This window comes from Knoellia sp. S7-12, from assembly GCF_040518285.1.
In the GTDB taxonomy this organism is placed as follows: Bacteria; Actinomycetota; Actinomycetes; order Actinomycetales; family Dermatophilaceae; genus Knoellia.
Genome location: NZ_CP155449.1, coordinates 3,901,492 through 3,914,354 on the forward strand (window position 1 = coordinate 3,901,492; position 12,863 = coordinate 3,914,354).

Here is a 12,863-nt window from a genome sequence, read left to right on the forward strand (position 1 = left end):
GAAACCCTTCCTACGATGGCCAAATGACCTCAGGCAACGCACGCATCTCAGGCAACGCAGAGAAGATCGTCCTGCTCGACGGTGCCCGCACCCCCATCGGCAGCTTCGGCGGGATGTTCAAGGATGTCGCCGCCCACGAGCTCGGCGCTACGGCCGCCCGCGAGGCACTCAGCCGCTCCGGCGTGGCACCCGAGGACATCGACGAGGTCGTCATGGGCTGCATCGGCCAGGTCGGGCCCGACGCCTACAACGCCCGCCGAGTGGCACTGGCATCCGGATTCCCGAAGTCGGCACCGGCATACACGGTCAATCGTCTGTGCGGCTCGGGCCTGCAGGCGATCTGGTCGGCCGCGATGCAGATGCGTTGGGGCGGCGTCGATTTCGCGCTCGCCGGGGGCGATGAATCAATGTCGCGTATGCCGTTCTATGACTTCGGTGCCCGTGCGGGCTATCGCCTTGGGAACCGTGAGCTCGTCGACGGCACGATGATGATGCTGACCGACCCGTTCCACAACATCGGCATGGGCGTCACCGCCGAGAACGTCGCCAAGCGCTACGACGTGAGCCGTGAGCAGCAGGACGAGTTCGCCCTCCGCAGCCAGCAGCTCGCCGCGAGCGAGGCGGGTCGCGCGGCATTCGCGCAGGAGATCACGCCCGTCAAGGTCGGCGGGCGCAAGCCGTTCACGGCCACCGAGGACGAGCACCCCAAGCCCGACACGACGCTAGAGATCCTCGCGGGACTGCGGCCGGCGTTCGACAAGAACGGCACCGTCACGGCCGGCAACGCGTCCGGGATCAACGACGGCGCCGCGGCCGTCGTCCTGGCTCGTGAGTCCGTCGCTGCCGAGCGCGGCCTCACGGGTCTCGTCACCCTTGAGGCCGTCACGACGGGCGCGATGGAGCCCGAACTCATGGGCTACGCCCCGGTGATTGCGCTCGAGAAACTCTTTGCCCAGACAGGTCTGAGCCCTGATGACATCGACACGTTCGAGGTCAACGAGGCGTTCGCGTCGCAGGCCGTGGCGGTCGTGCGCGACGCCAAGATCAACCCCGACAAGGTCAACCCCTACGGCGGTGCGATCGCGCTGGGCCACCCCGTCGGCGCCACCGGCGCGATCCTGTCGCTGCGCGTCGCCAAGGACCTCCACCGTCGCGACCTCGAGACCGGCGTCGTGACGATGTGCATCGGCGGCGGCCAGGCCCTCGCCGCCCTCTTCCGCCGCATCTGACCCAGCACAGTCTCGCCTTGTGTGGCTGAGGGGACGTCCTGGCGTCCTCTCAGGCACGCAAGGCGAGGTTCTAGGGTGGCGACATGACTGAGACTTCGAAGGGCAACACCCGGGCGATCGAGGCGGGCATCCACACCGACTTCGCCAAGGAGATGAGCTACGGCTCCTACCTCTCGCTCGACGAGCTCCTCAGCGCCCAGCACCCCGTGAGCGACCCCGAGCACCACGACGAGCTGCTCTTCATCATCCAGCACCAGACGTCAGAGCTGTGGCTCAAGCTCGTCCTGCACGAACTCCGTTCTGCCGCAGAGCTGCTCGCGCAGGACGAGATGCGCGTCGCCCTGAAACGCATCGCCCGGGTCAAGCACATCCAGCGCACCCTCACCGACCAGTGGTCCGTCCTCGCGACGCTCACTCCGACCGAATACAGCCAGTTCCGCGGCTACCTCGGTCACGCGTCGGGCTTCCAATCCGTGCAGTACCGCGCGGTCGAGTTCATGCTCGGCAACAAGCACCGCGGGATGCTCAAGGTCCACGAAGCCGACCCCGCGGCATACGCCATGCTTGAAGAACTCCTGGAGGCGCCGAGCATCTATGACGAATTCCTCCGCTATCTCGCACGACGCGGGTATGCCGTGCCGCAGGAGATCCTCCATCGTGACGTGAGCGTCGCTCACGTCCCGAACGACGAGCTCGTGCAGGTGCTCACCGGGATCTATGAGGACGCAGAGAACCACTGGGACCTATATGAGGCCTGCGAAGAGCTCGTCGACCTGGAGGACAACTTCCAGCTGTGGCGCTTCCGGCACCTCAAGACGGTGCAGCGCGTCATCGGGATGAAGACGGGGACCGGCGGCTCGAGCGGCGTCGGGTTCCTGCAGCGCGCCCTCGAGCTCACCTTCTTCCCGGAGCTCTTCGCGGTGCGCACCGCGATCGGCGCACCACCTTCCTGACCGGCTCCCGGGTCAGGGTGGGAGCGGTTTCGCAGTGGATTCGCAGCGGTCTGCGGCACCGTCCCGGGTGGGCACCAGCCCCACTCTCTGATCATGGGAAGGCACCACCATGAAGCTCCGCAACATCGGCGCTCTGGCCAGCGTCGCGGCGATCGCCGCCGTCTCGGCAACCAGCACCACCCCTGTCGCTACGGCCGCTACCGCCGCTCATGCGACCACCACTGTCGGATCCGGTCCGCAGGGAACTGCCGCCGCCCTCTCAACCCTTCGGCAGGAGTCCGTCGACCGGGCCAACGCCCTGCTCACCACCGGCGTGAAATACAAGGATGCGGCGGGCACCATCCGCACCAGCACCCGCCCGTCGGCGACGCGCAACGTCCTGGAGTGGAGCGGCAGCAACACCAACCGCAACGAGTTCAACGACTACAGCGATGGCTATGCGAGCGGCCTTGACTGGTGCGGCTACTTCGTGGCTCGCGTGTGGACCGGGGAGAACACCCCGGCACCAGCGAGCTTCCCGCGGATCCCGGCCCTCTATCTGCGGTCACAGGCCTGGCGCACCGACGCGAAGACGCCCTACTTCCGCTTCGCGCAGACCCGACTTCCCCAGCCCGGCGACGTGCTCGTGTGGCAGAACGGAGCCGGGGCAGCTGGCGTCGACAACGGTGTCGCCACCGGTCACGTCGGCGTCGTCACGGCCGTCAATGCCACGACCAAGGTCGTCACGAGCGTCGAGGGCAACGTCGCCGGCGACGAGATCAACCGCCGCACCTACGCGTGGGATGCAGACGGCCCCACCCTCCCGGACAAGCACTTCATGGGACACACCGCCCGCGAGTGACAGGTCCCGACAGCATGCGGAGGGGAACCTGGGGCCGGAGGGAAATGAACCCTCCGGACCCCAGGTTCCGTCATGGGGAGCAACAGATGGGTCAGAGGGTGCACTGGTACTGCTCCCACCAGATCATCGGGCGGTCCGTCCCGGCCGTGCTGTCGCTGCACGAGCCACCCTCGCCACCGAAGCGGAACTGGTAGATCTGGCAGAGGCTGCGGTGTGCGCCGTAGGCCACCCACGGGTCGCCCATCGCGATGGCGTGGATGTGCTCGTTGCCGGCCCAGTTGCGGAACCAGGCCGCGAAGCCGACCTCGCGCAGGGCCGCGACCCGAGCGTTCGTCTTGGCGGGGTTGTCGTTGACCCGGATGTCGATGACGCCACCGCCGAGGTGGGTGCCCACTGACGCGTCGGCGCCGCCCCGGCCCTGCGTGATGGTCATGTCCGAGGCGCTGAGGGCTTCGGCCCTGCGGAACATCGCGCGGGTCCGCTCGTTGACCGCCTCGGCGTTCTCGGTCACCCAGGCCCCCTGGTCGACAGGCGCACTGACCGTGAACCGGTTCGGGGCCAGCGCGTTGAGCTCAAAGAGGCTCGGCAGACCGTTGGTCGACCAGGCCACTGGGTCGGCGTGCACCTGGTCCTCCCACTTGCGCCAGGCATCCATCGCACCCCGGCCGAAGTGCCCGTCGGTGTCGGTCGCCACAAGGAAGCCCTTGGCCCTCAGCACGCCCTTGATCGTCTTGACCGACGCCTCGGCGCCGGCTGTCAGCCCGCGGTCGGGCTTGCTCGGGTCCAGCTGGGCGGCGAGCACGAGCCGCTCGTGGTTGACGACGGGCAGTGCCGTCGTCGCCGTGGATGCTCCGGCCGCCGGGCCGCTGGCGAGGCCGACGCTCACCGCGGCGGCCAGGGTGGCGACGACAGCAGTCGCGCCACGTCGACGGATCCGCATGCCTTGTGACTTCTGCACGATCATGTCCTCTCCCGTTGCGAGACCCCTGCGGGCCTCTGGGATGAGCAGACCAGCCGGCGCTGCGAACTCGCTGCGGATCGGCTGCGGTCAGGCCGCGCCGTGATCGCTGGGCCCCCGCAGGGCGCCGTGCTCCGCGTCGAGGAAGGCGATCATCGCGTCGAGCTCCGTGGTGTCGGTGAGACCAGCACGCACGAGGCAGTCCCGCTCGGCGACGAAGACGGCACTCGCTTCGGGTCCGCGACCCTGCAGGTGAAGGACTCGACCCAGGTCCCGCAGGCTCGCGGCGCGGCTGAGAGGCCGGTCGAGACGTTCGAAGCCAGCGATGCTGTCGCGCAACATCGCCTCGCTCTCCTGAAGTCGATCCAACGCAGCCTGAACGCGTCCGAGGGTGCGTTGGGCTCGATGCAGCATGAAGTCGTCATGGCGCATCGCAGCCTGCTCAACGGCCTCCTCGGCCGCGGGCAGCGCCTGATCGGGTTCGCCCATCTGCACGAGGATGTCGGCCCGGGTGTCGAGCACGGCAGTCACGCCGTTGACGTCGCCGAGACGGACGAAGAGCTCGGTCGCCGAGTCGCAGAGCGGCAACCCCGGGGCGTAGTCACGCAGTCGGCGATGCACCCGCGCGAGGGCGAACTGAGCTGTGGCAGAGCCTGACCAGTCGTCGACACCTTCAAAGAGGTGAGTCGCCTGCAGCAGCCGCTCACGAGCGGTCTCGAGCACGTCATAGTCATCAAGCAGGCTGCCCCACGCGAGCGCGACGTAGGCACGCACGACCGGCTCGACCTGGTCGTTGCCGGTGCGGGTCGACCAGTCCAACGCCTCCTCGGCTGCGAGCCGTTCGCCGTTGGCACGGTGGGCTCGGCCCAGGATCACGGCGGCGACGATGGCACCCGCGAGGTCACCGTCGAGCAGCATCGACCGGCGTGCCCGTGTCGCGAGCGTCGCGGCCAGGCGAGAGTGGGCTGTTTCGTGGCGCAGGTGCGCCTCGACGAGATCGAGGTGCGCGAGTCCGCGACGGTCGTCCGTGCGGTCAGGATCGAGATTGCCCCGCACGGTGTCCGCGACGGCGAACCAGCTGTCGATCTCGAGGCCGCCCAGGGCGTGCTGCCCGAGAAGGACGAGGAGCCGCCAAGCCGTCGAGGGGTCGGACTCGGCCACCTCGCGAGCGCACAGGACGAATGCGTCCTGTTCGGTGCGGAAGAACTCGAGCGCCTCGTGGGGGTCGACACCGCTGCCGCCGCGCCGCAGCCGCCCACCTTCGGGGCACGCCGGCAGCGGCAGGAACTGCACCGGGTAGCCCTGGGCCTGGGGCAGCGCCGTCACGAGCAGGGTTTGCGCAACCCGGCCCAGAGCTCCGGTGACGTCCGGCGGCACCTCGGACTGGACGGCATACAGGCGCACGAGGTCGTGGAGGACGAACTGGGTCGAGAGTCCCTCACGGGACTCCACTTCGAGCAGGTATGCCGCGTGGAGCTCGTCGAGGGCAGCGTCACCATCTGCGTCCGGACCGACGAGCGACGACAACAGCCAGCGGCTCGCCGCGCGGAACGGGAGGGCAGCGAAGGTGCCGAGGAGCTCACGGGCTCCAGGGCTGAGCGGCGCCTCTGCGAGCCCGAGGCCGGCATAGACCGCCCGGTCGGACGGCTCGGCCGCTGGCTGTCCACCGATCTCCTTGGCCAGTGACGTGGCAGCCCGGCGCAACGACAGGTCGGGCCGCGACGCCACGCGCTGAGCGGTGATGCGCAGCAGCAGGGGCAATCCGAGGCAGGCCTGGGCCAGCTGCCTGAGGCCATCGGGCTCGACACCCACTCGACTGTCACCGACGAGTCCGCCGAGGAGGACCTCGCTCTCGTCGTCGGTCAACGCGCTCACGACGATGCGCACCGTGGGTTCGCACTCGGAGAGTGGCTGCCTGCTGGTCAGAATGGCAGCCGAGGGGGCACGTGCCGGCAGGAGCTCACGGACGTCGACGTCCGCGCCGATGTCGTCGAGCACGATGAGGAGGCGCTTGGTGTCGAGGATCGAGCGATACATCGCCACGCGTGCGTCGTGGGTTGCGGGCAGGACGTCAGGCGGCACACCGAGAAGCTGCAGGAAGTGCGAGAGGACGCTCGTGACGCCGGCTCGCCCGGTCTCGCTGTTGAGGTGGAGATAGAGGGTGCCGTCGGGGAAGTCGTCGCGCAGCCGGTGGGCCGCCTCGACCGCGAGCGCCGTCTTGCCCATGCCGCCGAGACCGGTGACGGCGATGACCGGCGCTGGTCCGACGCTCGACCCCGCAGTCGCCGCGGAGCGAATGCGCTCGAGCTCGCTGGCCCGCCCGACGAGGTTGGCCACACTGCGTGGCACCGTGCGCGGCGCAGGGACCTGTCGCAGCCGTGGGAGTGCGGACGCGTCGGACTTCGGTGTCTGCGGGGTTGTGGCCGTGCCCCTACCAACGCTGCCGCTCCCGCTGCCACCGGCGCTGTCACTGTCAGTGCCACCAACACTGCCACTGCCACCGTCGTCGAAGCTGAGGACGTCGTGGTGGGCCGCGGCGAGGATCGGACCGGGTCGAACCCCGAGGTCGTCATCGAGGCGGGTGTAGATCTCGCGATAGATGCTGAGCGCCGCCGCCTGGCGACCCACGCGCACGAGCACCCTCATGAGGAGGGCGTGCACGTGCTCGTCGAAGGGATGGAGCTCGCTGAGGTGTCCCAGCTCGCTCACCAGACCATCGAGATGGCCGGTGGCCAGGTCCACATCCATGCGCTCGAGGGCGATCTCGAGGCTCTCCTCGTCGATCCGTCGGCGGCGGGCGTCGACGTCAGGGCTGTCGGTGACCCCCTCGAGGGCAGGGCCAAAGGCGAGGGACTCGGCCTCGTGGAGCAGGGCGTGCTTCTCGGGGCTCGCCACTTCGAGCGTCGACGCGCGCCGGATCAGGGCGCTGCGATGACTGAGGTCGGTCCAGACCTCCTCGTGGAGCCGGTAGCCCGCCTCGTGAGTGACGACGAGCTGGTCCGGAGCCACCTTGCGCCGCAGACCCGACACGACAGCCTGAACTCGGTTTCGCGGCGAGGCGTGGGGGCGACCGGACCAGATCCATTCGGCGAGCGCGTCAACGGTGACAACTCGTCGCTCGGCGACCACGAGTGCAGCGACGAGGAGGCGCTCCGACGGGGTGAGTGACACGTCCTCACCGCGACAGGCCAGAGCGACCGGCCCGAGCACGCACGCAGACAGATCCCCTCCGGGTGCCTCTGGGGCACTCCGAACCGGTGTTCCTCCAAGGGAGCGACTGGCCACCCGCCGAGGCTATCGATGCTGGGCATGCCTGTCATCAGGAAGAGCCGGAGCGTCTCATCCTGATGGGTGGGTTGAGGTGGTCTCAGTGGGTCATGCTGAAGGCAGCCACCACCCCGTTGTGGTCAGATTTCGTCCCGTCGACGACGTAGTGGTTCGTCATCTCCATGAGGCGGCTCGACGGAACACGCACCCACTCGTAGATGTAGTCGATCCGACGATTGCCCAGGGTCGGCAGGTTGGTCACACCCAGTTGCGAGTAGCCCGACCGCAGGCCCGGGATGGCACCGGCGGCTTGGCTCTCCTCGAGCACGGTGTAGGGGAACCGTGAGTACTGAACGCGCTTGTCGTCCTGGTAGTCGACGTTGAAGTCGCCGCTGACGACGACCTGGCCGTTGTCGGAGCGCGCGACGGCCAGGTCGCGGATCATCCGGATGTGCTTCTCGGCGTCGCCGGTGCGTGGCAGGTCGTAGGGAGAGCCGTTGTCGTCGATGTGCGCGTTGAGGTGGCTGTTGACGTGGTTGACGTGCCGCCCGCTGGGGATGTGCTCCCAGCTGATCCAGGTGAGGTAGCGCGGCGGCGGGGGCTCGGCGCTCCCGCCGGTGTCACAGACGAACGTCGAGCCCCGGTCGCCGCTGCTCGTCGCCCGGAACATCGACTTGCGGGCGAGCAGCGGCTCGGCTCCGGGCCACGTGCCGGACGGCATGTAGAGGTGCCAGCCGTTGTTGTCGGCCCAGGTCCGCAGTTCGTCGCGACGGAACTGCACCTCGTTGAGACCGAGCAGGTGGCAGTGGCCTGCGATGAGGTTGAGGTCATGGATGAAGTCGGCGTGCGAGATGGTGCTGAGGATGTTGAGGTGGCCGACCCGGAAGGTCGAGCTCACCGCAGAGGCTGAGCTCGCGGCGGCCACAGTGGTGGCGGCGCCGGCTCCGGCGACGAGGCCGAGCCGGGCCAGTGATCGACGACTGATCGTTGAGGTCATGCCTCAGAGGTTCACGGTCGTCGCTGCGGATTCGCTGCGGATCGGCTGCGAACGACCGCTCCTCAGATGGCGCGGGCCCGATTGTTGCGTGGGTTGTGCTCGAGCTCGATGAGTCCGAGCTCCTCGAGCAGGGGCGGGAGATACATCCCGAAGCGCCCGCGATAGCCCTTGCGCAGGCCGTACCAGCCGCGCACGGGGTTGTCCTCGGAGCGACCCCACGCCTCGATCGTTCCGTCCTTGGCAGCCTTCTTCTCGTCAGCGGCACCGAGCTCGACCCAGTCACCGTGCTCCCTCAGCATCGCGTGGAGGTCCTCGATGGCGCTGAGGTGGTAGCTGAGGGTCGTTGACCCGACCTGGCACACGAGCGCGGGCGGATCACCGGCCTCGTCGCGATACATCGTGTAGGCCGACGTCCCGGGGGCTGTCGTCAGCTCCCAGGGGGACTCCTTGGTTCCGTCTCCGCTCATCCTCGCAGTGTCTCAGTCACCGAGGTGCTCGCGGACGAGTTTCTTGGGAGCTTTTGCCGCCCACGCCTCGGTGATGATCTCGGCGAGCTCGTCACGGTCGATCTCGCCCAGCCGCGAGAGCCGCACCAGGACACCGTTGAACCCTCGGAAGTGGTCGATGGTGAAGAAGGGGCCGTCGGCTTCGAGTAGGGCCAACGTCACTCCCTCGTCGCCGGTCATGACGACGAGCAGGTCGTCCCACATCTCACCGGTCTCGGGGTCGATGGCCGTCTTGTGCGGCATCCGATAGAGGAGGAAGCCCTTGCCGCGAACCTTCCAGGTCGGGCGGTCGCCCCACGAGATGCCGAGTTCGGTCTCGGGCAGCGCCGCGGCGATCTCGTCGACGTCGCTGGCTCGGGCCTTGCGTGCTTTGCGTGCCCTGGGTGCCATCAGCGCCGCTCCGGCTTCTCGCTCGCACCGACGTACTGCTCGCACCACTCGATGAGCGGTCGCATGGCCGTCCAGTCCTCGCGCACCCGATCGACGACCTCGTCGGACTCGAGCCAGTCCGGCGTGCCGTGGTCGCGCGTCGCTGTGAGGGTGCGGTGCCGGAGCAGCTCGAGTCGCGGATGATCTGCCGGTATGCCGCGAGGTCGCGTCGCGAGCACGTCACCTCCGATGTCAAAACCGTTGTCCAACAACGTGTTGACGAGATCCATGAGCTGGTCACCCACGACGTCGTTGTCGACACTCGCGCGATAGTGAGCCACTTGGTCCGACTCCGACGCATAGAAGCCGCCGGCGGTGCGGAGGCCGTCGGCGCCGACCTGGACGTACCAGCCCATCCGCGACGACGTTGGCACGAAGACACCCTGGTGGTTCTTGTAGGGCGTCTTGTCCTTGCTGAAGCGGACGTCGCGATTGGGCCGGAAGACCTTGGGTTCACCGAACTCCTCGGTGAGCACGTCGGCAAGGTGAGCCAACGGCTCGCGGACGCTCGCGGCATACCGGTCCTTGTTCGCGGTCCACCACTCACGTGAGTTGGACTCCTCGAGCTCGCGATAGAACTCGACGGCGTCGAGCGGGATGCCGGGCACATCTGCCGAGTCCGGGTCAGCCGAAGCCGTGGATGGCGAGCGGGTCATGAAGCGCCTCCTCCTCGTAGGACAGGTGAGCCAGGAGCGACTCGGTGAGCTGGTCGAGCGCGCCCGACAGGGTGTCGAGGGCTCGTTGACCGTCGGAGCCGTAGCCGGGATCGCCCACGAGGGCGACGAGCGCCTGGTCCAGCTGGTCGAGCAGGCCTGCAATCACCTCGTGCTCGTCGTGAAGGCGGGTGACGATGGGCTCCAGCGATGGATCGGCGCGCAGAAGGTGCGGGAACATGCCGCGGTCCTCGTTGGTGTGGTGGCCGGTGACGATCCGGCAGTAGGACTCGCAGTAGGCGCCGAGGGTCCAGTTGTTCTGGCGCATCGTCATCGTGTTGATGACCGAACGCGCCTGCCCGACGCTCGTGTGGCCCTCGCGGACCTGCCGGACGATGTCGCGGACCTGGTCGAGCTCGGAGCGCAGGTAGTCGTGGACCTCGACGAGGTGCGCCGGAATGGCGAGCTGCGCGGCGGTGAAGGACGAACTGTCCTGTGTCGCAACCGCTTCCCGCTCGGCCGGCGCAGGTGATTCCGTCTCCAGCGGCACGCCGGGCGACCCACCCTCACGCTCAGCAGCGACGAGCTCACGGGTGAGTGGCATGACCTCGGCGGCGAAGCGGCGCACGAAGTCGGGGTCGTCGGCACCGACGATGAAGGTGTCCATCCCGATGCCCACGGCGAGGTCGGTGAGCTGCTCCGCCCAGTCCTTGGGAGTCCCACGAAAGAGGCCGGAACCGGAGCCGAACTGGCCGAAGATGTTGTAGATCCGACGGATGTCCTGGGGAGCGCGGCCTGCGGCCACGGCAGCCTCGTCGAGGCGGGCGCTGAGGTCGGGCAGGGCCGGTGGGTCGGCGTAGCCCATCGACGGGACCCAGCCGTCCGCGAGTTGTCCCGTGAGTCTGATCATCCGGGGCTTGTAGGCGCCGAGCCAGATGGGGATGTCGTGGGCAGGACGCGGCCCCGGCTTGAGACCGTGGTTCGAGTAGTGCTCGCCGTCGAGGCGCCCTCTCTCCCCCGCCCAGAACGATCGGATGATCGTCATCGCCTCGACGAGCGCGTCGACGGACTCCTTGGGAGTCTTGCCGCCCCCACCGGCGGCCTCGATCCCATCCCAGAACGCGCCCGCGCCGAGGCCGAGCTCGACCCGGCCGCCGGTGAGGAGATCCAGGCTCGCTGCCGCCTTGGCGAGCACGACGGGCGGGCGGAGCGGCAGGTTGGCGACGTTGGTGGACAACCGGATCTGAGTCGTCCTGGAGCCGATCGCAGAGAGCAGGGTCCACGTGTCGAGGTGGGCTGCTTGATAGGGGTGGTCCTGGATGCTCACGTGATCGAGGCCGAGGACATCAGCGAGCTGGGCCAGCTCGAGGACCTCGTGGTGGCGGGCAGCGTCGGGGCTCGGGAAGATGCCGAACTCCACGTCTAGGCCGTAGTCGGGCATGGACTCAGTTTTGCAGCGTTCTGAGGGCGCCGGCCCAGCGTTCGACGGCGGTGAGCATCGTCTTGCGCTTGGCTGGCTGGTAGTCGCGTGGGGTCATCGCGCCCGAGGGGTCCATGTCGTCGAACGTCGACAGCTCGACCTGGGCGCGGACCACGGCGATCTGCAACTCGTTGAGCGTGAGCTTGAGCTGCTCGGCGGCGCGGAATCCGCCGTTGCTGCCATAGCAGACGATGCCTGCGACCTTGTCGTTCCACTCGGCGTAGACGAAGTCGAGGGCGTTCTTGAGCTGGCCGGGAATGCCGTGGTTGTACTCCGGCGTGACGAAGACGAACGCGTCGTAGCCGGCGACCTTCTTGGCCCAGGCCCGGGTGTGGGCCTGCGTGTAGTTGCCCGAGCTCGCCGGTTCAGGCTCGTCGAGGTTGGGCAGGTCCTGCTCGGCAAGGTCCACCAGGTCATAGGTCGCGGCCTTGCGGTTGCGGGTCCCCTCCATGACCCACGCGGCGACGGTGGGTCCGGATCGCTCTGGTCGCGAGGAGGCGATGATGACGGCGATCTTCAGCTGCGCGGACTGCTGTGGCGTGGCCATGCGCCCAGTCTCCACCGCCAGGCGCGAGGATGCAGGCGTGGCGTCGCTCCTCACCCTCAACGTCTCGGACCCTCCACGGCGACGCAACGAGAGCGGAAGCGGCAGTGGCTCACGGCATACGCCATGGTCGTTCAGGAGTGGGACCGCGCGGCGGGGCAGGCAGCGTCCACGAGCCGCACATCGACGGCCTGACCGATCACTCGGCTCTGACGGTCACGCTCAGCTGATCAGGTCGGCATAGACGACGACGTTGTCGACGTGGCTGCCGGTGTCGCCATCGAGCACTCCACCGCAGGTGATGAGGCGCAGCGAGGCACGGTTGACGGAGCCGTAGACCTCCTCGGAGGGGAACTTCGCCTTCGGATACTGCCCGATGCTGGTCACGCCGAACGTTGCCGTCGTGCCGTCCTCGCGGGCCACCTGGATCTTGTCTCCCTTGCGCATCCCGCTGAGCTTGAAGAAGACCGCGGGCTTGCTCTTCTTCGTCACGTGGGCCGCGATGATGGCCGGCCCGAGCTCACCCGGGGTGGGGCTGCTGGTGAACCAGCCCGCGTCGGTGCCGGTCTCCGGCACCTCCATCCGCTTGTCGGACTTGAGCTTCAGGTCGATGATCGGGGCACTCACGCCGAGACCCGGGAGGATCACCTTCGTGGGTCGCGATCGCTCGAGCAGAGGTCCCTTGGGTGTCTGGTATGCCGTGTCGGCCGGTGCCGCAGGCGCCGCGGGTGCCGCACCGCCGTGGCCGGCGTGAGGATTCTGGGCGGCCCCGGACGGTGAGGCCGAGGTCGACGGTGTTGAAGTCGATGGTGACGGCGTCGCGGGTGTGGGCGAGCCTCCGTGGCCGGCGTGACCGCCCTGGTCGGCGGCGACCTTGGGCGGCGCGCCCGACTGCTGCGACAGGGCATAACCCGTCGCACCGATGCCGAGCAGCCCGAAGGCCATGACGGCCGCAGCCGACACCGTGAGGCGCCGACTGCGGCCAGATATGTCGTCAGTCATGGGA

At 68.3% G+C, this 12,863-nt stretch carries 12 protein-coding genes; 3 read left to right on the plus strand and 9 right to left on the minus strand.

Features of this window, described 5'->3' with window-relative positions; all coding sequences use genetic code 11:
* Positions 1–23 precede the first annotated feature (23 nt).
* The 3 genes from V6K52_RS18855 to V6K52_RS18865 all read left to right on the plus strand — a co-directional run bounded on the left by V6K52_RS18855 (position 24) and on the right by V6K52_RS18865 (position 3,023).
* Positions 24–1,229 (plus strand): thiolase family protein, encoded by a 1,206-nt coding sequence (locus V6K52_RS18855; RefSeq protein WP_353951645.1) that lies wholly within the window; start codon positions 24–26, stop codon positions 1,227–1,229.
* A gap of 83 nt (positions 1,230–1,312) precedes the next feature.
* Positions 1,313–2,182 (plus strand): tryptophan 2,3-dioxygenase, encoded by an 870-nt coding sequence (kynA, locus tag V6K52_RS18860; RefSeq protein WP_353951646.1) that lies wholly within the window; start codon positions 1,313–1,315, stop codon positions 2,180–2,182.
* Positions 2,183–2,291: 109 nt separating this feature from the next.
* Positions 2,292–3,023: a CHAP domain-containing protein gene (locus V6K52_RS18865; protein WP_353951647.1), complete on the plus strand. Its 732-nt coding sequence runs from the start codon at positions 2,292–2,294 to the stop codon at positions 3,021–3,023.
* Between the two features lie 91 nt (positions 3,024–3,114).
* Here V6K52_RS18865 and V6K52_RS18870 read toward each other — a convergent pair whose 3' ends face one another.
* The 9 genes from V6K52_RS18870 to V6K52_RS18910 all read right to left on the minus strand — a co-directional run bounded on the left by V6K52_RS18870 (position 3,115) and on the right by V6K52_RS18910 (position 12,859).
* A complete protein-coding gene (locus V6K52_RS18870) occupies positions 3,115–3,981 on the minus strand; it encodes a hypothetical protein (protein WP_353951648.1) in 867 nt (288 codons plus the stop codon).
* Positions 3,982–4,071: 90 nt separating this feature from the next.
* A complete protein-coding gene (locus V6K52_RS18875; protein ID WP_353951649.1) occupies positions 4,072–7,191 on the minus strand; it encodes a BTAD domain-containing putative transcriptional regulator in 3,120 nt (1,039 codons plus the stop codon).
* A gap of 157 nt (positions 7,192–7,348) precedes the next feature.
* Positions 7,349–8,245, minus strand: coding sequence for a hypothetical protein (locus V6K52_RS18880; protein WP_353951650.1), 897 nt, complete (start codon positions 8,243–8,245; stop codon positions 7,349–7,351).
* 62 nt (positions 8,246–8,307) lie between these two features.
* Entirely contained in the window at positions 8,308–8,712 is a 405-nt protein-coding gene (locus V6K52_RS18885) for a DUF6855 family protein (RefSeq protein WP_353951651.1), read from the minus strand.
* A 12-nt stretch (positions 8,713–8,724) separates the two neighbouring features.
* Entirely contained in the window at positions 8,725–9,141 is a 417-nt protein-coding gene (locus V6K52_RS18890) for an MmcQ/YjbR family DNA-binding protein (protein WP_353951652.1), read from the minus strand.
* Positions 9,141–9,836 (minus strand): DUF2461 domain-containing protein, encoded by a 696-nt coding sequence (locus V6K52_RS18895; RefSeq protein WP_353951653.1) that lies wholly within the window; start codon positions 9,834–9,836, stop codon positions 9,141–9,143. Before V6K52_RS18895 ends, V6K52_RS18890 begins: the two co-directional genes overlap by 1 nt.
* Positions 9,805–11,274 carry an LLM class flavin-dependent oxidoreductase gene (locus tag V6K52_RS18900; RefSeq protein WP_353951654.1) on the minus strand — a complete coding sequence of 490 codons (1,470 nt, stop codon included), beginning with the start codon at positions 11,272–11,274 and terminating at the stop codon, positions 9,805–9,807. Before V6K52_RS18900 ends, V6K52_RS18895 begins: the two co-directional genes overlap by 32 nt.
* Before the next feature lie 4 nt (positions 11,275–11,278).
* Positions 11,279–11,860, minus strand: coding sequence for an NAD(P)H-dependent oxidoreductase (locus tag V6K52_RS18905; RefSeq protein WP_353951655.1), 582 nt, complete (start codon positions 11,858–11,860; stop codon positions 11,279–11,281).
* 219 nt (positions 11,861–12,079) lie between these two features.
* A complete protein-coding gene (locus V6K52_RS18910; RefSeq protein ID WP_353951656.1) occupies positions 12,080–12,859 on the minus strand; it encodes a class F sortase in 780 nt (259 codons plus the stop codon).
* Between the last annotated feature and the right edge of the window lie 4 nt (positions 12,860–12,863).